Raw genomic sequence first — 19,801 nt, 5'->3', positions numbered from 1 at the left:
GTCTCAGGTGGTCGTCTCGGGGCGGCGGGTCTTCTGCCACGGGTACGTCTTGGGCGGCTCGGCCGCGTCCAGTGACCGAGGGGCCTCGGCGGGCGGCTCGGCACGGGGCTGGGCCGCGCCCTCCGGGGACGGTCGGGTCCCCGAAAGGTCCGACCAGGAAGCGGAGTCGTTCGCCGGGGCGCCCGTCGTGGGCCCCTTCGTCGACCAGTGGCGCAGGGCTCCCGACTCCATTTCGATCTGCTCGCTGAGCGAGGCGAGCTCGTCGTCGGCGAACTGCTGGGCCCGGTCCCGCGCCGCCCAGCGCAGCGAGTCCGCCGAGTGTGTGATGCGCTGGGTGCGCTCGCGGAGATCGGGCATCCGCTCCGCGATCCGCCGCTTGTCGGGCTCCCGCTCCAGGCGCTTGAGGTCGTCGTCCAGCTCATGGCCGTGCCCGCTGAGCCGCTCGAACAGGGCCAGCGACTCCTTGAGGGACTCGTCCTCGGCCACCCCCGCGTGCAGTGCGTCCTGTGTGGCCCGCATCGAGGTGCGCAGCGACAGGCGCAGCTGGGCGAGCTCGCCGGCCACACCCGCCTGTCCCACGCTCCTGGCGCGCAGCGTGGTGTCCTCGACGGTTCTGCGGGCCTGCGTGACCGTACGCTCCACTCCGCGCTTGGCGGCGCCGACCGCCTTGACCGTCATATACACGCCCAGCACCACGAAGGCGACGAACAGCAGCGCCATGATCAGGATCGCGGCTTCCATGAACGTCCCCTCGGTCGGTTCGGCATCCTCCCCTCCACCGTAAACGGAGCGGGCAGGCCGTGGGTTCCATCGGAACCCCCAACCTGCCCGTAGGGGAAAGCCCTCAGTGCCGTTTCGGCCGTTACTCGGGGACGATGTTCACCAGCTTCGGCGCCCGCACGATCACCTTGCGGATGCCCGCGCCACCCAGCGCCGCGACGACGGCATCGTCGGCAAGGGCCAGCTTCTCCAGCTCCGTGTCGGAGATGGCCGGCGGCACCTCCAGACGGGCCTTGACCTTGCCCTTGACCTGGACGACGCAGGTCACGGCCTCGTCCACGACGTACGCGGGGTCGGCGACCGGGAAGTCGCGGTGCACGACCGAGTCGGTGTGGCCCAGCTTGCGCCACAGCTCCTCGGCGATGTGCGGGGCCAGCGGCGCGATCAGCAGCACCAGCTGTTCGGCGACCGGGCGCGACAGCGGGCCGCCCGCCTTGGTCAGGTGGTTGTTCAGCTCGGTGATCTTGGCGATGGCGGTGTTGAAGCGCAGCCCCGCCAGGTCGGCGCCGGCCCCGTCGATGGCCTTGTGCAGCGCACGCAGGGTCGCCTCGTCGGGCTCGGCGTCGGTCACGGTGACCTCACCGGTCGTCTCGTCGACGATGTTGCGCCACAGGCGCTGCAGCAGCCGGTACTGGCCCACGACCGCACGCGTGTCCCAGGGGCGCGAGACGTCCAGCGGACCCATCGCCATCTCGTACAGGCGCAGCGTGTCGGCGCCGTACTCGGTGCAGATCTCGTCCGGAGTGACCGCGTTCTTCAGGGACTTGCCCATCTTGCCCAGTTCGCGCTTGACGGGCTCGCCCTCGAAGAAGAACTTGCCGTCGCGCTCCTCGACCTCGGTGGCCGGCACCGGGAAGCCGCGGCTGTCCCGGTAGACGTACGCCTGGATCATGCCCTGGTTGTACAGCTTGTGGAACGGCTCGGCCGAGGAGATGTGTCCCAGGTCGAACAGCACCTTGGACCAGAAGCGCGCGTACAGCAGGTGCAGCACGGCGTGCTCGGCGCCGCCGACGTACAGGTCGACGCCGCCGGTCGGCTGGCCTTCGCGCGGGCCCATCCAGTACTGCTCGATGGCCGGGTCGACCAGCTTGTCGCTGTTGTGCGGGTCCAGGTAGCGCAGCTCGTACCAGCAGGAACCGGCCCAGTTGGGCATGGTGTTGGTCTCGCGGCGGTACTTCTTGACGCCGTCGCCCAGGTCCAGCTCGACGTTGACCCAGTCCTCGTTGCGGGAGAGCGGGGTCTCCGGCGAGGTGTCGGCGTCGTCCGGGTCGAAGGTGCGCGGCGAGTAGTCGTCGACCTCCGGCAGTTCCAGCGGCAGCATGGACTCGGGCAGCGAGTGGGCCACGCCATCCTCGTCGTAGACGATCGGGAAGGGCTCGCCCCAGTAGCGCTGGCGGCTGAACAGCCAGTCGCGCAGGCGGAAGTTGACGGTGCCCTCGCCGATGCCGCGCTCGGCCAGCCAGTCGGTGATCTTCGCCTTGGCCTCGACCACGTGCAGGCCGTCCAGGGAGATCGCGTCGTTGGCGGAGTTGACCAGCGCCGCCTCATAAGAGGCGAACGCGTCCTCCCACGTGGAGGCGTCGGTGCCGCGGTCGTCCGAGGGCTCAACGACACAGCGCATGGGCAGCTCGAAGGCGCGTGCGAAGGCGAAGTCACGGCTGTCGTGCGCCGGTACGGCCATGATCGCGCCGGTGCCGTAGCCCATCAGCACATAGTCGGCGATGAAGACGGGAACTTTTTCGCCGCTGACGGGATTGAGGGCGTACGCGCCGGTGAAGACGCCGGTCTTCTCCTTGGCGTCGGCCTGGCGCTCCACGTCCGACTTGGACGCGGCGAACGCGCGGTACTTGGCGACGGCCTCGGCCGGGTTGGCGTGTCCGCCGGTCCACACCTCGTGGGTGCCCTCGGGCCAGGCGGCCGGGACGATGGTGTCGACCAGCTCGTGCTCGGGCGCCAGCACCATGTAGGTGGCGCCGAACAAGGTGTCCTGACGGGTCGTGAAGACGGTGATCGCGTCGCCCTCGCCGACCGCGAAGTCGACGCGGGCGCCCTCGGAGCGGCCGATCCAGTTGCGCTGCTGGAGCTTGATGGCCTCGGGCCAGTCCAGCGCGTCCAGGTCGTCGAGCAGGCGGTCCGCGTAGGCGGTGATGCGCATGTTCCACTGGCGCAGCTTGGCCTTGAAGACGGGGAAGTTGCCGCGCTCGGAGCGGCCGTCGGCGGTGACTTCCTCGTTGGCCAGCACGGTACCCAGGCCGGGGCACCAGTTGACGGGCGCGTCCGAGGCGTACGCCAGGCGGTAGCCGCCCAGCACCTCGGAGCGCTCGGCGGCGCTCAGCGCGGCCCAGTCACGGCCGCCGGGGACCTCGCGGGAGCCGTTCTCGAACGCGGTGACCAGCTCGGCGATCGGGCGGGCCCTCTTCTCCTCGGTGTCGTACCAGGAGTTGAAGATCTGCAGGAAGATCCACTGGGTCCACTTGTAGTACTCGGGGTCGATCGTCGCGAAGGAGCGGCGCTTGTCGTGACCCAGGCCCAGCCGGCGCAGCTGGGACTTCATGTTCGCCATGTTGGCCTCGGTGGAGGCCCTCGGGTGGGTGCCCGTCTGCACCGCGTACTGCTCGGCGGGCAGGCCGAAGGCGTCGAAGCCCAGGGTGTGCAGCACGTTGTGGCCGGTCATGCGCTGGTGGCGGGCGTAGACGTCGGTGGCGATGTAGCCCAGCGGGTGGCCGACGTGCAGACCCGCGCCCGAGGGGTACGGGAACATGTCCATGATGAACTTCTTGGGCCGGGCGACGACCGCCGGGTCGCCGGCCAGGTCACCGGTCGGGTTCGGCGCCGCGTAGGTGCCGTCGGCGTCCCAGAAGTCCTGCCAGCGTGCCTCGATGTCGGCGGCCATGGCCGCCGTGTAGCGGTGCGGCGCGGCCGTCTCTGCGGCGGCAGCGGTATTCGTCTCGCTCATGATCCTCAAAGCTCCATCGATCGTCTCTGCCAGCGGTTACGAGCGTTCGTCCGTCGACCCGCCCATCGAATCGCCAAACGAAAAAACCCCTCGCACAGGAGGGGGCGCCGCGCCGAGTCCGACCGGATCTCTTCATCGGTCGGGAGTGTTCAGCGCGGCTCGCTAAGCAGAAGGCGTACGGCACGCATGGCGTCAGGGTACCGCAGGCGCCGCAAGGCCCGCACGGAGTACCGGCCGGAGCCGTCCGGAAGAGGTTACTCCGCGTACCCCCCTCTTCTGGGGCAACAACTCAAACCTCGTACTGGCTGGTATGGGGCGACCTAGCATGCCGCCACGGGACCGCTTTGCCGAACCATTCGGAGTCGCCCCACCATGAAACCTCGCAATCCGCTCAACCCGCACCGTCTGCTCAAGAGCCCCGCCCGGGGCCGCCCGCCCCGCAAAGGCGGCCTTTCCGCCGCCGCGCTCGGCCTCGCCGCACTGCTCATACCCCCCATCGCGCTCCTCTCCTCCGCGGGCCTGCGCGCCGCGCTGGACTTCACCACCGGCGTCCTGTCGCTGGTCTCGCTGACTGCCTCGGTCGCCTGGGGACTGCTCGCCACCGACCGCCTGCTGCTCACTCCGCGTCACCGCCTGATGGCGCAGGCCGTCCACCGTGCGACCGCCGTCGCCTCGATCGGCTTCCTCCTGCTGCACGTCACCGTCAAGATCGCGCTGGGCCACGTGAGCCTGCTCGGCGCCATCGTCCCCTTCGGGCTCGGCGTCACCGGTTCGTCCGGGCTGATCGGTTTCGGCTCGCTCGCCGGGATCCTGATGGTCGTCGCGGCCGCCACGGGCGCGATGCGCAGTGCCTTCGCCACTCCGGGCCGCGTCGCCGGGCGCTGGCGCGCGGTCCACATGCTCGCCTACCCGGCCTGGTGCTCGGCGCTGCTGCACGGCCTGTACGCGGGACGCCCGCCGGCCGGCTGGGTGGTCACGATGTACTGCCTGTGCCTTGCGGGGGTGGCGGGCGCGCTCACCGTACGCGCGCTGCCCAGGCCGGTGAAGCGCAGGCTGGCCGAGCGTCTCGCCCTCGTCCGGCCGCGTGCGGGGAGCGAGCCCGCCGAGACTGCGGCCGTACCGCCGCGGCCTACCGAGCCGCCCATCTTCGAGGAGCCGTCGGCCTACGACGCGCAGCCCTCTTATGAGGCGCGGTCGACGCAATCACTACGTGGTGTGCGGCCTCCCCACGAAGTCCCCCGCCAGCCTCCGTACGAAGCCCTCGAAGAGGCACCGCGCGAGACTCCCGCCCTGTACGAGCCCCCGCACGAGGCGCTGCCCCGCTTCCGTGCCTCCGCGCAGGACGTACGCGCCGATGCGGGCACCGGCATTTCGGCGGCCTACCGCGCGGTCTCCCTGGCTCCGCCCGCTCCCCCGGCACCCCGCTGGCCCGCGCCTTCGCCGCGCCCGCCCGAGCCGCTGCACTCGCCCGTGCAGTCCGCGCCCTATCAGCCGCCGGCGGCCGGTGAGCCCTGGCACCCCGTGCCGGGCCCCGCCCCCGAAGAACGCCCGTGACGGCGCCCGCAACAGCAGGAGTACGACCATGAACACGCCCCTCCCCGACGTCCCCGAGGTCCGCGTCGTCGGCCTGCCCCATCTGACCTCGGGCTTCGATCTCGTCGAGCGCCTGGCCCTGCCGATGCACCTCAAGGTGCACGGCCCGCTGGAGCCGGTCAACGGCGAGCGTCTGTCCCAACTCGCCGACGACATCGCCCTCACGGGCCGCGGCGGCGCCGGTTTCCCGTTCGGCCGCAAACTGCGTGCGGTCGCCTCCGCCGCGATCAGGCGCGGCATACGTCCGGTCGTCGTCGTCAACGCGAGCGAGGGCGAGCCCGCCTGCCGCAAGGACACCGTCCTGGTGTGCCGGGCCCCCCACCTCGTCCTGGACGGTGCGCTGCTCGCCGCCGAGGCGCTCGGCGCCCGCACCCTGGTCGTCGCGGTCACCCGCGACTCCACGGAGGCCTCCATCCGGGCGGCCTTCGCCGAACGGGGCCTCACCGACAAGCGCGGTTCCGCCTTGCGTGCGCGTGTGGTGCGCACTCCCGAGCGCATGGTCTCCGGCGAGGCCTCCGCGGTGATCCGGGCCGCGGACGGCGGCCCAGCCCTCCCTCCGGGCCGTCGTGAGCGCGCCGCCGAGTCGGGTGTCGGCGGCGCTCCGACACTGCTGTCCAACGCGGAGACGTACGCCCAACTCGCGGTGGCCGCCCGCCTCGGCCCGCGCCGCTTCTGCAACACCGGCGAGTCCACCGAACCCGGCACGGTCCTGCTCACGCTCTCGGGAGCGGTCGCCCGCCCGATGGTGGTGGAGGTCCCCACGGGGGTACCGCTGCGGTACGTCCTCCAGCTGGCCGGTGCGCCCTCGCTGCCCCAGGGCGTACTGACCGGTGGCTATCACGGCAGTTGGCTGGATTCGGTGGCCGCCCATGACGCGGCGGTCTCGCGCGCCTCGCTGTCCGCGCTCGGCGGGTCCCTGGGGGCGGGCGCGATCCTGCCGATCGGCACGGAGACCTGTGCGCTCGGCGAGGCCCTGCGGGTCACGAACTGGCTGGCGGCCGAGACGGCGGGCCAGTGCGGTCCGTGCAGGCTGGGCCTGCCGGCCGCCGCGGGCGGGCTGGCGGACGTGCTGAACGGCGGCGGCCCGGCGGCACTTGAGGCGCTGCGCGAGGTGACGCGGGCGGTGAAGGGCCGGGGCGCCTGCAAGCATCCGGACGGCTCGGCCCGCTTCCTCGCGTCGACGCTGGCGGCATTCACGGACGATCTGGCGGCCCATGTGCTGGCCGGCGGCTGCGGCCGGCCGACCCTGGGCGTACTGCCGCTGCCCGGCCCCGGCTACCGCGAGGAGGGCGTGCCCAGTGGCGAGAAGGTGCTGGTCGACTGGACGCTGTGCGAGGGTCATGGGCTCTGCGCGGACATCGTGCCCGAGCTGATCCGTCTCGGCCCCGACGGCTATCCCCTGGTCGCCGACGCCACCGTGCCGATGCATCTGCGCGGGCGCGCCCAACGTGCCGTGCGCCGCTGCCCCGCGCTCGCGCTCCGGATCGAACAGGCTCCGGCCGCGCTCCCCCAGATCAGTCGCAAGGCCCTTGGCAGCGGCCGGAGTTGATCGGTTCTGATCATTTTGGCGGCCTGAAGGGAGGCACAAGAAGAAGGCGGGCCATCCGAATCGGATGGCCCGCCTTCTTTACTGTGGAGCTAAGGAGAATTGAACTCCTGACCTCCTGCATGCCATGCAGGCGCTCTACCAACTGAGCTATAGCCCCTTGTTTTCTCGCCGCCCCGTTTCCCGCGGCGACATCGAGAACATTACACGGTCACCCCGGTGCTTCACCAAATCGGTTTCCGTTCTGTACGGACAAGGACGGTAACGTCCGTCTTCGTGACCGTGAAGGTGCTCGCGCACACCGCCACCCGCTTCGGCTCCGCCCGCCGTTCCGTACCGCTCGCCGCCGCTCTCTGCCTGCTCTCCTTCGCGGTCTTCTGGGCCGCTCAGCGGGCCGTCGCGGTCTCGATGATCGACCTGATGGTCTACCGCGCCGAAGGCCAGACCGTGCGGGCCGGCGCCGACCTCTACGCGATGCGTGCGACCACGGCCCGGCTTCCCACGACCTACCCGCCGTTCGCCGCGCTGCTGTTCACGCCGCTCACGCTGCTGGGCGTCCCCGCGATGCGGAACCTCGCGACCGCCGCCAACCTCGTGCTACTCATCGCCCTGGCCCAGCTGTCGCTGCGGCTCGTGGGCTCCCACCGCCCCGGCGCGGCCCTGTGGATCGCCGCGCTCGCCGTCTGGTGCGAGCCGGTGTGGACCACGCTGCGCTACGGCCAGATCAATCTGCTGCTCGCCGTCGTGGTGCTCTGGGACCTCACCCGCAGACCGGGCCACCGCTGGGCGGGCACCGGCATCGGCCTCGCCGCCGCAGTGAAGCTCACGCCCGCCCTGTTCGCACTGTTCCTGCTGATCACCGCCGTCGTGCGCACCAGGGGCAGTGCCGGGAACTTTCCGCTGAGCATGAGTATTAGGGCCGCCGCGGTGTTCTGGACCGCCACGGCGAGCGCGGCCATGGTGCTCCCGTACGACTCGCAGCGCTTTTGGACGTCGATGGTGTTCGAGGCGGGCCGGGTCGGCCACGCCGAGGACACCGCGAACCAGTCGCTGCGCGGAGTGCTCGCCCGGCTGCTGCACACCGGCGAGCCGGGCCTGTGGTGGACAGTCGCAGCGGCCGCCACCGCGACCCTGGGCCTCGCCGTCGCCGTACGCGCCGAGCTGCGCGGGGAGCGGGCCTGGGCGGCCACGGCGTGCGCGGTGACGGCGCTGCTCGTCAGCCCGGTCTCCTGGTCGCACCACTGGGTGTGGTGCGTACCGGTGGTCGTGCTGCTCGCCGCAGAGCGCTCGCGCTGGGCGCTGATGGGCGCCGTCTTTTGTTCGTACGCCCTGTGGTGGGTCCCACACGGTCCGGCCCGGCCCGAACTCGCCCAGAGCGCCGGGCAGATGGCGCTTTCGGCCCTCTATCCACTGGCCGGGGCGGCGTTCTTGGTGCTGGCCGCGCTCAGGCCGTGGCGAACGAGTAGAACCGCTTCAGGGTGCAGTGCGCCTCAAGGAGACGGCCGTAGATCGGCTCGCCTTCGAGTTCCCGATACGTCTCGATCGGGTCGCCCTTTATGATCAGCGCCCGCGCGCATTCCTCGCACCAGTACTGGTAGTCGGTGTTGACCGGATCCATGTCCCTGACGATGGGCGTACCGCTGCCGCACCAGTCACATTTCCGCCTGTGTGCACCCATGTTCAGCTCCAGCTGTGGCCGCAGGCCGTGCACACGTAGGACACTCCGCCGTTGTCGCCGAGCATCTGGGCGACGTGGGAGGAACCGCAGGAGGGGCAGCTCAGGCGGGCGCTGGGCTCCGCCCTCTTCGGACCGCCGGGCGGTTCCGGGAATTCTTCGCGACTCGCGGGCATCGCGCACTCCCTCCCGTTCGGTCCGTCGTCCCCCTCCGGCCGTCCCGATTCTGCCATGCCCTCGCAAGAGGGTCAGTGCTGTCGCCGTACGAGACCAGCCACGGTGCCCGGCGCGCCCGTCCGGTCGGCGTGAGAGAGCACGGCCACGGCGCGTCCGGCGGACGCGTGCGCCCCGGTACGGGACGAACAACCGCGGCGCGCCACCCTCCTGGCGCGGTAGCAACAAGAAGATCCCGCCCCCACGAGGGGACGGGATCCGATTGTGGAGCTAAGGAGAATTGAACTCCTGACCTCCTGCATGCCATGCAGGCGCTCTACCAACTGAGCTATAGCCCCGCTGTTCGCTTTGTTTCCTGCGCTCCCGCGCTGCGAACAAGAAGAACTTTAGCCTGTGACCTGCCGGAAAGTGAAATCCGGTCGGCACCGCCGCTGAGCAGCGGCTAGACGTCGTCGCCGAGAACCGGCTCGGGGAGTGTGCCGGCGTTGTGCTCAAGCAGGCGCCAGCCGCGCGCGCCCTCGCCGAGGACGGACCAGCAGCAGTTGGTGAGGCCGCCCAGGCCCTCCCAGTGGTGCGCCTCCAGACCGAGCAGTCGGCCGATGGTGGTGCGGATGGTGCCGCCGTGGCTGACCACGACGAGGGTGCCGCCGTCGGGCAGCTTGTCGGCGTGGCGCAGCACGACCGGGGCGGCCCGGTCGGCGACCTCGGTCTCCAGTTCACCGCCGCCCCGGCGCACCGGCTCGCCGCGTTTCCACGCGGCGTACTGCTCGCCGTACTGGGCGACGATCTCCTCGTGCGTGAGACCCTGCCAGGCACCCGCGTACGTCTCGCGCAGGCCCGAGTCGTGCTCGACCGGCAGGCTCGTGACGGCCGCCAGCTCGGCGGCGGTCGCGGCGGCCCGCTGGAGGTCGGAGGAGACGATCGCGTCGGGCCGCAGCGCGGCGAGCAGCCGCGCCGCCCGGTGCGCCTGGCCGAGGCCGCTCTCGGTCAGCTCGATATCGGTGGAGCCCTGGAAGCGGCGCTCCAGGTTCCAGGCCGTCTGGCCGTGCCGCCACAGGACTATGCGGCGGCCCCGGCCGCCCTTGGTGGTGCCGTTCAGTTCAGCTCACCGTCCGTCTCGTCGGGGGCGCCGGTCAGCGCGGCGTGCTCGGCGGCCTTGCCACGGGTCTTCATGGCGTCGTCGGGCAGCGGCAGCTCGGGGCAGTCCTTCCACAGGCGCTCGAGGGCGTAGAAGACGCGCTCCTCGCTGTGCTGGACGTGGACGACGATGTCGACGTAGTCGAGCAGGATCCAGCGGGCGTCGCGGTCGCCCTCACGGCGCACCGGCTTGGCGCCGAGCTCCTTGTTCAGCCGCTCTTCGATCTCGTCGACGATCGACTTGACCTGGCGGTCGTTGGGCGCGGAGGCGAGCAGGAAGGCGTCGGTGATCGACAGCACGTCACTGACGTCGTACGCGATGATGTCGTGCGCGAGCCGGTCGGCGGCCGCCTGAGCGGCGGCGGTGATGAGCTCGATGGAACGGTCCGTGGCGGTCACAAGCAGGCTTTCGTCGGCGGTCAGATCGGATCAGATCAATTTCCAGGATCTCACGGACCACCGACAGCCCCGACGGCATGACCGCCGGGGCCCTGACAGCACGAGCTCGCAGCCTCTGCTGAGGGAGCTCAGGCGCTTGCCGTCACTGCTGGAGCTTGTAGTCCTTGCCGATGACGACCGACACGTCGGAGTTGGCGGCCGCCTTGCCCTGTTTGACCGCGCTGTCCGCGAGACCCAGTGTCTTGGCGACCTCGATGGCCTTCGCCTTCTGCGCCGGATCTCCGTACAGGACCTGTGAAACCGCCTCGGTCGTGGTGTTTCCGGCGTCGATGAACGCATAGCCGCCGTTGACCAGGGTGATCCTGGCGGCTTCGGTGGCCTTAGCGTTGCCGCTGGCGTTCTTGACACCGACCCGCACCGCCGTGCCCTTGTCGACGCCGCCGCCGACCTGGCCACCCAGGATGTCCTTGACCACGCTGTCGCTCGCCTGCTGGCTGAGCGAGCCGTCGCTCTGCACGGGAAGGACCGCCGTCTTGTACGCGCCGGTCTTGGCGTGCTCGGCGAGCTTGGCCAGGGAGGCGCCGAGGTCGCTCTCCGGCAGGGAGGGGTCGAGGATCTGCGCGAGCGTCTGAACGGTGACGGTGGCCGCCTTCGGATCGTCGGAGATCTTCCGCAGCACCCCGTACATCACCGCTCCGAACCGCTGGAGCTGCTTGGTGTCCGCCTCGCCGGGACCCTTGTAGGTGGCGTAGGCGACGGCCATGGGACCGGAGAGCGTCTGGTCGTCGCCCTTCTTCACCACCGGGTCGCCGCCCTGCTTGGCGGCGGGGACATCGACATCCGTACTGATGTCGATGTTGCCGACGAGGTCGACGAGGTTCTCCAGGTACGGGGTGTCCAGGCGCCAGGTACCGGTGATCTTGGTGCCGAGCAGACTGGAGATCGAGTCGCGGGTGCCCGCGGAGCCGTCCGCGCCCACGGACTTGCCCAGGGTGGTGCGGCTGCCGTCGTCGTTGGGGACGGAGAGCGAGTTGGGCAGCAGGACGGTGGTGCCCTGTTGCGTGGTCGCGTTGTTGACGAGCAGCGCCGTGGAGGTGCCGCCCGACTTGGTGTTGTGCAGATCGACTTCGATCACGTCGCGCTTTTGCGGACCGGCCGCGGTGGCGCCCTTCTTCGTGTCCGAGGAGGACGAGAGGAAGGGCAGCTTTCCGGCGTACCAGAGGTAGCCGACACCGCCCACGGCCACCAGGGCGAGCGCCACCACGAGCGCCACGATGCGGTTGCGGCCGCGCCGCTTGGCCTCTTCACGCCGCTCGCTGCGGCTCTCGGTGAACTTCAGCCAGTCGATGACGTCTTCGGAGTCCTCGTCGGGCTCCTCGATGAACGAGAACTGCTCGGTGCGGTAGTCCCGTTCACCGCTTTCGCCCCTGTCGCCGCCCTCGTCCCGCCGCTGCTGGGGAACCACGGGCACGGCCTCGGGCTCCGGCGCCTGTTGCGGCGCGGGAGGCGCCTGAACGGCCGGCTGCTGGGCGGTGCCGTAGTCGTATCCGTAGTCCTGCTGCGGAAACTGCTGGGGCTGGTGGGGCTGTTGCTGTGCGTAGGGGTCGTACGCCGACTGCTGCGGGACGTACTGCGCGTCGTGGCCGTACCCCTGTTGTTGAGGCTGCTGGGGTTCCTGGGGCTGGGCATAGGGGTCGTACGTCTGCTGCTGCGGCTGCACCTGCTGGTACACCGGCCGGCCGTACTCGTCGTACCCGACCAGTTGCACCTGCGGCGCGTACGGGTCGTACTGGCGGTCGTTCACCGGTGGCCTTCTCTCACTCGCCGAGGTACAGGCGGTCCTACTGGTCTCACTCGCCGCGATACAGCTGGCGCTTGTCGATGTAGCGCACCACACCGTCCGGAACCAGATACCAGACCGGATCGCCCTGCGCGACCCTCGCCCGGCAATCCGTCGACGAGATCGCCAGCGCCGGGACCTCCACCAGGGAAACGCCGCCCTCGGGCAGCCCGTCGTCCGTCAGCAGGTGACCCGGCCGGGTCACGCCAATGAAGTGGGCCAGCGAGAACAGTTCCTCGGCGTCCCGCCAGGTGAGGATCTGGGCGAGCGCGTCCGCGCCGGTGATGAAGAAGAGATCCGCGTCGCTGTTGCGGTCGCGCAGGTCGCGCAGGGTGTCGATGGTGTACGTCGCCCCGCCGCGGTCGATGTCGATGCGGCTGACCGAGAACTGCGGGTTGGACGCGGTGGCGATGACCGTCATCAGATAGCGGTCCTCGGCCGGGGAGACCAGCTTGTGGCTCTTCTGCCACGGCTGCCCGGTCGGTACGAAGACGACCTCGTCCAGATGGAACTGCGAGGCCACCTCACTGGCGGCCACGAGGTGTCCGTGATGGATCGGATCAAACGTTCCGCCCATCACGCCGATGCGTCGCTTGACCGGACCGGTAGGCACTTCCTGCTCTCCCATGCGTGCAGAGCCTACTGGCCCGGCTGACGGCCCCGACTCAGCGGTCGCGGTTGAACCGGGTGGTGATCCAGAGCAGGACCAGCAGGATGAGCAGCGCGCCACCGCCCGTCATCCAGGGCTGCAGGCTTTCGTGGTTTCCGCCACCGTGCTCGGCGCCTTCGGCGAGCGAGACCAGGTTGGCGGCGGTGCTGTGGAGGCTCATCTTCGGCAGGACCTATCCGGGAGTCGGGGCGGACACTTCGCGCACATCGTATGCGGGCGCCCCGGGCACGCTCACGCCGACTCAGTCGTTGTTGCTGTCGTCGTCACCGTTCGACCGGTATCCCCGCAGCAGCAGCCATGCCAGCAGGGCCGCCCCGACCATCGAGCCGAGCAGCAGGATCCGCAGCAGGCTGCCCAGTCCTTGGTGGTCGGATGCGGCAGCGAGAACGGTGACGACGTCCGGCATGGCAGGTCTCCTCGAAGTTATCCACAGGCCCCCGAGCCACGGTAGCCCCACCGCCTAGTGTGGATGTCGTCAGGGGGACGAGCCGACCACTCGAACGACAGGGGGCACCCATGAGCGAAGACATCAACGACAACGTGCCGAGCAGGCAGCGGCGCAGGTTCCCCGGGATCTCCTCCCGGACCTACGAACACCCCGCGGACCGCTCGGCGCTGGTCGCACTGCGCAAGCTGTCCGGCTTCGACACCGTCTTCAAAGCGCTGAGCGGGCTGCTGCCCGAGCGCAGCCTCAGACTGCTGTTCCTCTCCGATTCGGTGCGGGTCAGCGACGCCCAGTTCGCGCACCTCAACGCCATGCTGCGGGACGCCTGTTACATCCTGGACCTGGAGAAGGTCCCCTCGATGTACGTCACTCAGAATCCGCAGCCCAACGCGATGTGCATCGGCATCGACGAGCCGATCATCGTGGTGACGACGGGCCTCGTCGAGCTCCTCGACGAGGAGGAGATGCAGGCGGTCATCGGCCACGAGGTGGGCCACGCCCTCTCCGGCCACTCCGTCTACCGCACCATCCTGCTCTTCCTCACCAGCCTCGCCCTCAAGGCCGCCTGGATTCCGCTGGGCAACGTCGCGATCACGGCGATCGTCACGGCGCTGCGCGAATGGTTCCGCAAGTCGGAGCTGTCCGCGGACCGGGCCGGGCTCCTGGTGGGCCAGGATCTGCAAGCCTCGATGCGCGGGCTGATGAAGATAGCCGGTGGCAACCATCTGCACGAGATGAACGTGGACGCGTTCCTTGAGCAGGCCGAGGAGTACGAGAGGGGCGGCGACCTGCGCGACTCCGTGCTGAAGATCCTCAATGTGCTGCCCCGCTCCCACCCCTTCACCACGGTGCGCGCCGCCGAACTGAAGAAGTGGTCCGAGACCCGCGACTACCAGCGGGTCATGGACGGTCACTACCCGCGCCGCGACGAGGACAAGGACACCTCGGTCAGCGACTCCTTCCGGCAGTCCGCGGCTTCGTACGCGGACTCGGTCAAGAGCAGCAAGGATCCGCTGATGAAGCTGGTCGGCGACATCGCCGGGGGCACGGCGGACCTGGGCGGCAAGCTCCGCGACACGTTCACGGGCAAGAGCGCGCGCCCGTCGGACAAGCCGTCGGGCCCGGACAGCGACCCCTCTGACGGCAAGCCGGAGCAGAACGGCCACGAGGAGGGATGAGGGCGGAGGACCGCTGAACTCAGCCCGAGGGTGACGGCTGGGCGCTCGTGGCCAGCGTTCCGCACAGGGCCTCGGCGGCGGGACCGGTCGCGTACGGGTCGGTCCCGGCCGGACCCTGCGCACTGGCCCGCTCCCCGGCGAGGAGCGGCCGCAGCTGGGCCGAGACATCGGCCGAGCAGGCCTGCGGACCGGCCTCCACGGTGCTGACCTGAAGCTCCGTCCGGCTCAGCCGCAGGTCGTCCCGGTCGAGCCGGAAGTGCAGCTCGCGGCGGACCGTGAACAGCGAGGCGTCGGCGGTGTGCGGGCCGTCCCCGACGGGGCGCAGGGCGTACACGAAGACGTAATCCGCGGTGACGTCGAGCGCTTCCGGACCGGGCTCCGAGTAGCTCATCGAACCGTGAACCCGGATCCGGGGATCGGCCAGGGCCACCTTGGCGGGGTCGAAGCGCACCAGCCAGCCCGTCGCGGAGTGCCGTCCGTCGTCGGCCGGTGTGGCGACGCTCTGGTCGAACTGGGCCATCAGGTCGGGGTCGAGCAGCACCCGGACCTGGCGGACCGCGCCGCCGGTGAGGACATCGGGGTCCAGGGACGAGCTGACGAGGTAGTCCTTGGCGATGGACAGGGCCGCCATCACCTGGCCCTCGGAGAAGTGGGGGGTTTTCGACCCCGACGGGAGGTTGATCCCTGCGGCGCCGACGCGGAACTGGGCGGCCGGACTGTGCGCGAAGAGCTGCTCGGCGTCACCACCCGGCACCGGGCCCTGCGGGGCCAGTGGGACCACGGTCATGCGCAGCGGCTCGGGGTGGCTGACGGCCGGCGGCTGGTACGGGTGGCGGATGCCCATGTAGATGGCGGTGCTGAAGGCTATGAGAAGCAGCAGGACCAACGCGATGGCCGGTTTGGAGGTGGCTCTGAAGAACCAGCTCGGGCGGGAGCGTACGGCCCGCGACTGGCCGCCCATGCGTTCCTGGGCGGAGAACTCCTGGAGACGGGCAGCTCGCACGAACGATTCGTCGAAGACGACGGACCGGTACTCGTCCTCACCTCCGCCGGGGAGGCCCTCCGGTGTCCCCTCGGGTGGCTCTCCACGCCCTGCCATACCTTCAGGGTAGGTCTGGTGAGGGATTGGTAAACGCGCTGGTACGCGACAAGTTCCGACGAGTTTCCGCGCGGCCGTTCAAGGGGCTGCTCAGGGGCGGGGGCGGGTGGGGCGGGGAGGGGGCGGGGGGGAGGCCCCCTAAGGCATCCGGGCAGCAGCCAAACCCGCCGGCGCCCCGAATTCCGCCGAAGCCGACGGTCCACCGCGACTGCCGGATACGCCGGATACGCCGGATCCATCTCGGCCTCCGGATCCCGAACCGCCAGACCGACCGGTTCCGGCTCCTCCCGGGACGCCCGCGCCGCCCCAGGTGCCCGAGCCGAGTTCGCTCGTAGCCCCGGTGTGCACGTTGCTCGCGGCGCCCGGGGTATCCGGCGCGGGGCTGCTCGTGCCGCCCGTGTCCACGTTGCTGGTGGCCGGTGGCGGGGCCTTTTCGTCGCGGCTGGAGGAGGTGCCCCGGTAGACGGCCGAGAAGGCGAGGGCGATCATGCCGATGCCCATCACCACGGCGAGCAGCCAGGCGACGGGGCGGTGCCAGCGGGCGGTGCCGCGGTAGGGGCGCAGGGCGCCGCCGTGCCGGCCGTAGGGGCCCGCCTCGGCGCCGATGTACAGGCCGGGTCCGTAGAGGTCGCCGGGGTCGCGGCCGGGGACGTACGGCCCGTACGCGTCGTCGTATGGGTCTTCGTCGGGGGCTCCGGCGCCTGCGCGGGCGCGGGCGGCCTCGGCTTCGGCGCGGGCCTGGGCGGCGGCGAGGAGTCGTTCCACGGCGCTGGGCTCGTGGATCTCGGCGGCCCGTACGAAGTCCTCGTCGAACACCACGGAGGCGAAGTCATCGTCCGCGCCTCCGCGGTCGTCGTCGGGCTCCCAGCCGTTCACAAACGGCTCGCCCCCTACGTCGTCCGGCACGTGCCCAGGGTAGCCCGGGGCGCACGTTTTGGGCAGGGAGTGACCGAACTCGGGGGCCTTGGCGGCCATGTCGCAGAGTGCGCGAACTCGCCTTTCCCGCCGGGGAGTTACCGCCCTCTACCGTGCGCAACCGGCGCTTACCCCAAGCGACTGATGCTCACCGGACGTGACCGTCACCCGTCACGATGTACTTCGTGGAGGTCAGTTCCGGCAGGCCCATGGGGCCGCGGGCGTGCAGTTTCTGGGTGGAGATGCCGATCTCGGCGCCGAATCCGAACTGGCCTCCGTCGGTGAAGCGGGTGGAGGCGTTGACGGCGACGGTCGTGGAGTCGACCAACTGGGTGAATCGGCGGGCCGCGGCCTGCGAGGTGGTGACGATGGCCTCGGTGTGCCCGGAGGTCCACAGCCGGATGTGGGCGACGGCGGCGTCGAGGGAGTCGACCACGGCGGCGGCGATGTCGTACGAGAGGTACTCGGTCTCCCAGTCCTCGACGGTGGCCGCGACGACGGTGGCCTTGGAGGCACCGGCGTAGGCCTGCACCCGCTCGTCGGCGTGGACGGTGACGCCGGCCTCGGCCAGTGCGTCCAGGGCGCGCGGCAGGAAGGCGTCGGCGATGTCCTGGTGGACGAGGAGGGTCTCGGCGGAGTTGCAGACCGAGGGGCGCTGCGCCTTGGAGTTGATGAGGATGGCGACGGCCATGTCGAGGTCGGCTTCGGCGTCCACGTAGACGTGGCAGTTGCCGGTACCGGTCTCGATGACGGGGACGGTGGACTGCTCGACGACGGTGCGGATCAGGGAGGCGCCGCCGCGCGGGATGAGGACGTCGACCAGGCCGCGGGCGCGCATCAACTCGCTTACGGAGTCGCGGGATTGGCCGGGTACGAGCTGGACGGCGTCGGCGGGCAGGCCGGCGCCGCCGACGGCGTCGCGCAGGACGCGTACCAGGGCGGTGTTGGAGGCGTAGGCGGAGGATGAGCCGCGCAGCAGTACGGCGTTGCCGGACTTGAGGCAGAGTGCGGCGGCGTCCACGGTCACGTTGGGGCGGGCTTCGTAGATGATGCCGACGACGCCGAGCGGGACGCGGACCTGGCGCAGGTCGATGCCGTTGGGCAGGGTGGAGCCGCGGACGACTTCGCCGACGGGGTCGGGCAGGGCGGCCACGTCGCGGACGTCGGAGGCGATGGCGCGGATCCGCTCGGGGGTGAGGGTGAGCCGGTCGATGACGGTCTCGCTGGTGCCGGCCTCGCGTGCCTTGGCGATGTCGAGCGCGTTGGCCTCGACGATCTCGCTGGTCCGTACTTCGAGCGCGTCCGCGATCGCGAGCAGCACCTCGTCCTTGACCGCGCGCGGAAGTGGCGCGATCTCGGCGGCGGCGGAGCGCGCCCGGTAGGCGGTCTGAGTGACCGGCGACATGTTGTCGTACGGGGAGTACGGCGATGAGGACGACGAGGACGAGGAGAGCGAAGCCATGTTGGCAGCGTAATGCGCGGCGGGTGGGCGTTCCGCCCGGATTTCACTCCGCGAGACGGCGGGGGCGGGGTCAGAACGGGTGGACGCCGACGGGTGCGGCCGGTGGTGGGCCGTAGCCTTCGGCGAGTCGTTGGTGGTAGGTCTCGCGGTCGATGACTTCGAGGCCGACGATCTCCCAGGGCGGCAGTTTGGCGGTGGAGCGGTGTTCGCCCCACAGGCGCAGCGCGACGGCGGCGGCGTCGTGGAGGTCGCGGGCTTCTTCCCAGTAGCGGATTTCGGCGTGGTTGTCGGCGTATCTGCTGGTCAGCAGGAAGGGGTGGTCGTGGGCGAGCTGTTCGAGGCCGCGCCGGACCTCTTTCAGCGGGGCCTCGGCTCCCGAGACGCTGAGTGTGATGTGCCAGAGCCTGGGGGTGTCCCCGGGCTCTTCGGGCAGCTCTCTGTGTTCGATGTCGGCCCCCGTCCCCACACTGGTCAGGGTCCGCTCAGCCGTCGTCCCTCGGGGCGCCGCCCCCGGGCGCGCTCGTCTCACCGGCGGCCTCCTGTGCTGGTGTGTGCGATCCGGTGCGGTATCGCGCGGCTTCGGTGCGCGCGTTCTCCCGCTTCAAAGTTGACCAGTCCGAGGGCGGGCGCGGGGTGGTTTTCCTGAAGGTGTCTGTCTTATGGCTGGACTTTCAGCCGTTTCAGGGGTGTAGGACGACCAGATCGTCTCTGTGTACGACCTCGCGTTCGTAGCCGGGGCCGAGTTCCTTGGCGAGGTCGTGGGTGGAGCGGCCGAGGAGTTGGGGGATTTCCCTGGCGTCGAAGTTGACGAGGCCGCGGGCGATGGCACGGCCGTGGGGGTCGCGGAGTTCTACGGGGTCGCCGGCGGCGAACTCGCCCTCGACGGCGGCGATTCCGGCGGGGAGCAGGGATTTGTGGCCGTCGACGATGGCGCGTACGGCTCCGTCGTCGAGGATGAGGGCGCCTTGGGGGGTGGAGGCGTGGGCGAGCCAGAGGAGCCGGTCGGCGGAGCGGCGGCCGGTGCGGTGGAAGTGGGTGCCGGTGGCGCGGCCGGCGAGGGCGTCGGCGGCTTGGCTGGCGGAGGTGAGGACGACGGGGATGCCGGCGGCGGCGGCGATGCGGGCGGCTTCGACCTTGGTGACCATGCCTCCGGTGCCGACTCCGGCCTTGCCGGCGCTGCCGATCTGGACGTGGGCGATGTCGTCCTGGCCGTGTACTTCGTCGATGCGGGTGGTGCCGGGTTGGGAGGGGTCGCCGTCGTAGAGGCCGTCGACGTCGGAGAGCAGGACGAGCAGGTCGGCGCGGACGAGGTGGGCGACGAGGGCGGCCAGGCGGTCGTTGTCGCCGAATCGGATCTCGTCGGTGGCGACGGTGTCGTTCTCGTTGACGACGGGTAGCGCGCCCATGGTGAGGAGTTGGTCGAGGGTGCGGTAGGCGTTGCGGTAGTGGGCGCGGCGGCTGGTGTCGTCGGTGGTGAGCAGGACCTGTCCGACGCGTACGCCGTAGCGGGCGAAGGAGGCGGTGTAGCGGGCGACGAGGAGGCCTTGGCCGACGCTGGCGGCGGCTTGCTGGCGGGCGAGGTCTTTGGGGCGGCGGCGCAGTCCGAGGGGGGCGAGTCCGGCGGCGATGGCGCCGGAGGAGACGAGGACGATGTCCTTCTCTCCGCCGCTGCGGGCCTTGGCGAGAACGTCGACGAGGGCGTCGACCCGGTCCGCGTCGAGTCCGCCGGAGGCGGTGGTGAGTGAGGAGGAACCGATCTTGACGACGATTCTGCGGGCCTGTGCCACCTGCTGCCTTGCCACTGTCACACGGTGAAATCTATGTCAGGACCGGTGGTTGGCGCTTGGAAGTTCCAATCGGCGGACAAGCTCACAGGGACCGCGCAGAGAGCCTTTAACGCCGAAATAGTATGAAAACTGGGGAAGTCCTGAC

At 70.4% G+C, this 19,801-nt stretch carries 17 protein-coding genes, 2 tRNA genes and 2 pseudogenes; 4 read left to right on the top strand and 17 right to left on the bottom strand.

Going from position 1 to position 19,801, the window contains the following annotated elements; all coding sequences use genetic code 11:
- Positions 1-3: 3 nt before the first annotated feature.
- Together OG522_RS24905 and leuS are read right to left on the bottom strand one after the other, a co-directional pair.
- Complete coding sequence (locus OG522_RS24905) at positions 4-741, bottom strand: hypothetical protein (protein WP_329465210.1); 738 nt, start codon at positions 739-741, stop codon at positions 4-6.
- A 121-nt stretch (positions 742-862) separates the two neighbouring features.
- Complete coding sequence (leuS, locus tag OG522_RS24900; RefSeq protein WP_329465209.1) at positions 863-3,736, bottom strand: leucine--tRNA ligase; 2,874 nt, start codon at positions 3,734-3,736, stop codon at positions 863-865.
- Positions 3,737-4,108: 372 nt separating this feature from the next.
- On the opposite strand from leuS, the gene OG522_RS24895 reads away from it, so the two are divergent.
- Both OG522_RS24895 and OG522_RS24890 read left to right on the top strand, forming a co-directional pair.
- Positions 4,109-5,290 carry a hypothetical protein gene (locus OG522_RS24895; RefSeq protein WP_329465208.1) on the top strand — a complete coding sequence of 394 codons (1,182 nt, stop codon included), beginning with the start codon at positions 4,109-4,111 and terminating at the stop codon, positions 5,288-5,290.
- Between the two features lie 28 nt (positions 5,291-5,318).
- Positions 5,319-6,878: an NADH-ubiquinone oxidoreductase-F iron-sulfur binding region domain-containing protein gene (locus OG522_RS24890; RefSeq protein WP_329465207.1), complete on the top strand. Its 1,560-nt coding sequence runs from the start codon at positions 5,319-5,321 to the stop codon at positions 6,876-6,878.
- A gap of 84 nt (positions 6,879-6,962) precedes the next feature.
- On the opposite strand, the gene OG522_RS24885 is transcribed toward OG522_RS24890, so the two are convergent.
- Positions 6,963-7,035 (bottom strand) — tRNA-Ala (locus OG522_RS24885).
- Positions 7,036-7,151: 116 nt separating this feature from the next.
- Here OG522_RS24885 and OG522_RS24880 point away from each other — a divergent pair.
- Positions 7,152-8,426, top strand: a pseudogene (locus OG522_RS24880) (glycosyltransferase 87 family protein); the annotation flags it as partial.
- Here the strand turns inward: OG522_RS24880 and OG522_RS24875 are convergent.
- The 9 genes from OG522_RS24875 to OG522_RS24835 form a co-directional block, all read right to left on the bottom strand.
- On the bottom strand, positions 8,320-8,553 hold the full coding sequence (locus OG522_RS24875) for a hypothetical protein (protein WP_053726163.1): 234 nt from the start codon (positions 8,551-8,553) through the stop codon (positions 8,320-8,322). The pseudogene OG522_RS24880 and the gene OG522_RS24875 sit on opposite strands and share 107 nt — an antisense overlap.
- Positions 8,554-8,555: 2 nt before the next feature.
- Positions 8,556-8,726, bottom strand: a complete 171-nt coding sequence (locus tag OG522_RS24870; protein ID WP_329465206.1) for a hypothetical protein — start codon at positions 8,724-8,726, stop codon at positions 8,556-8,558.
- Between the two features lie 263 nt (positions 8,727-8,989).
- Positions 8,990-9,062 (bottom strand) — tRNA-Ala (locus tag OG522_RS24865).
- A gap of 104 nt (positions 9,063-9,166) precedes the next feature.
- Entirely contained in the window at positions 9,167-9,823 is a 657-nt protein-coding gene (locus OG522_RS24860; protein WP_329467727.1) for a histidine phosphatase family protein, read from the bottom strand.
- Positions 9,820-10,260 (bottom strand): ribosome silencing factor, encoded by a 441-nt coding sequence (gene rsfS, locus OG522_RS24855; protein ID WP_329465205.1) that lies wholly within the window; start codon positions 10,258-10,260, stop codon positions 9,820-9,822. Before rsfS ends, OG522_RS24860 begins: the two co-directional genes overlap by 4 nt.
- A gap of 142 nt (positions 10,261-10,402) precedes the next feature.
- Positions 10,403-12,064 (bottom strand): LCP family protein, encoded by a 1,662-nt coding sequence (locus OG522_RS24850; protein WP_329465204.1) that lies wholly within the window; start codon positions 12,062-12,064, stop codon positions 10,403-10,405.
- Between the two features lie 46 nt (positions 12,065-12,110).
- The gene (nadD, locus tag OG522_RS24845; protein ID WP_329465203.1) at positions 12,111-12,728 is read right to left on the bottom strand and encodes a nicotinate-nucleotide adenylyltransferase; all 618 of its coding nucleotides are present in this window, start codon (positions 12,726-12,728) and stop codon (positions 12,111-12,113) included.
- Positions 12,729-12,765: 37 nt separating this feature from the next.
- On the bottom strand, positions 12,766-12,930 hold the full coding sequence (locus OG522_RS24840; protein WP_329465202.1) for a hypothetical protein: 165 nt from the start codon (positions 12,928-12,930) through the stop codon (positions 12,766-12,768).
- 81 nt (positions 12,931-13,011) lie between these two features.
- Positions 13,012-13,176, bottom strand: coding sequence for a hypothetical protein (locus OG522_RS24835; protein ID WP_329465201.1), 165 nt, complete (start codon positions 13,174-13,176; stop codon positions 13,012-13,014).
- 110 nt (positions 13,177-13,286) lie between these two features.
- Between OG522_RS24835 and OG522_RS24830 the strand changes: the two genes are divergently transcribed.
- A complete protein-coding gene (locus OG522_RS24830) occupies positions 13,287-14,393 on the top strand; it encodes a M48 family metallopeptidase (RefSeq protein ID WP_329465200.1) in 1,107 nt (368 codons plus the stop codon).
- Between the two features lie 19 nt (positions 14,394-14,412).
- Here the strand turns inward: OG522_RS24830 and OG522_RS24825 are convergent, their stop codons facing one another.
- From OG522_RS24825 to proB, 5 genes and pseudogenes are all read right to left on the bottom strand, one after another.
- A complete protein-coding gene (locus OG522_RS24825; RefSeq protein WP_329465199.1) occupies positions 14,413-15,492 on the bottom strand; it encodes an SCO2583 family membrane protein in 1,080 nt (359 codons plus the stop codon).
- A 354-nt stretch (positions 15,493-15,846) separates the two neighbouring features.
- Positions 15,847-16,398: pseudogene (locus OG522_RS24820) on the bottom strand (SCO2584 family spore wall biosynthesis protein); the annotation flags it as partial.
- A gap of 157 nt (positions 16,399-16,555) precedes the next feature.
- Positions 16,556-17,869, bottom strand: a complete 1,314-nt coding sequence (locus OG522_RS24815; RefSeq protein ID WP_329465198.1) for a glutamate-5-semialdehyde dehydrogenase — start codon at positions 17,867-17,869, stop codon at positions 16,556-16,558.
- Positions 17,870-17,939: 70 nt separating this feature from the next.
- Positions 17,940-18,398, bottom strand: coding sequence for a hypothetical protein (locus OG522_RS24810; protein ID WP_329465197.1), 459 nt, complete (start codon positions 18,396-18,398; stop codon positions 17,940-17,942).
- Between the two features lie 151 nt (positions 18,399-18,549).
- Positions 18,550-19,677 (bottom strand): glutamate 5-kinase, encoded by a 1,128-nt coding sequence (gene proB, locus OG522_RS24805; protein ID WP_329465196.1) that lies wholly within the window; start codon positions 19,675-19,677, stop codon positions 18,550-18,552.
- Between the last annotated feature and the right edge of the window lie 124 nt (positions 19,678-19,801).

Source organism: Streptomyces sp. NBC_01431 (genome assembly GCF_036231355.1).
Lineage (GTDB): Bacteria > Actinomycetota > Actinomycetes > Streptomycetales > Streptomycetaceae > Streptomyces.
This window is presented reverse-complemented; position numbering and strand designations above follow the sequence as displayed.

Coding starts and splice junctions, on each gene's coding strand:
- OG522_RS24905 (WP_329465210.1), bottom strand. CDS start 741: ATGGAAGCCGCGATCCTGATCATGGCGCTGCTGTTCGTCGCCTTCGTG.
- OG522_RS24815 (WP_329465198.1), bottom strand. CDS start 17,869: ATGGCTTCGCTCTCCTCGTCCTCGTCGTCCTCATCGCCGTACTCCCCG.
- OG522_RS24825 (WP_329465199.1), bottom strand. CDS start 15,492: ATGGCAGGGCGTGGAGAGCCACCCGAGGGGACACCGGAGGGCCTCCCC.
- OG522_RS24835 (WP_329465201.1), bottom strand. CDS start 13,176: ATGCCGGACGTCGTCACCGTTCTCGCTGCCGCATCCGACCACCAAGGA.
- OG522_RS24840 (WP_329465202.1), bottom strand. CDS start 12,930: ATGAGCCTCCACAGCACCGCCGCCAACCTGGTCTCGCTCGCCGAAGGC.
- OG522_RS24875 (WP_053726163.1), bottom strand. CDS start 8,553: ATGGGTGCACACAGGCGGAAATGTGACTGGTGCGGCAGCGGTACGCCC.
- OG522_RS24890 (WP_329465207.1), top strand. CDS start 5,319: ATGAACACGCCCCTCCCCGACGTCCCCGAGGTCCGCGTCGTCGGCCTG.
- nadD (WP_329465203.1), bottom strand. CDS start 12,728: ATGGGAGAGCAGGAAGTGCCTACCGGTCCGGTCAAGCGACGCATCGGC.
- OG522_RS24895 (WP_329465208.1), top strand. CDS start 4,109: ATGAAACCTCGCAATCCGCTCAACCCGCACCGTCTGCTCAAGAGCCCC.
- leuS (WP_329465209.1), bottom strand. CDS start 3,736: ATGAGCGAGACGAATACCGCTGCCGCCGCAGAGACGGCCGCGCCGCAC.
- OG522_RS24830 (WP_329465200.1), top strand. CDS start 13,287: ATGAGCGAAGACATCAACGACAACGTGCCGAGCAGGCAGCGGCGCAGG.
- OG522_RS24870 (WP_329465206.1), bottom strand. CDS start 8,726: ATGCCCGCGAGTCGCGAAGAATTCCCGGAACCGCCCGGCGGTCCGAAG.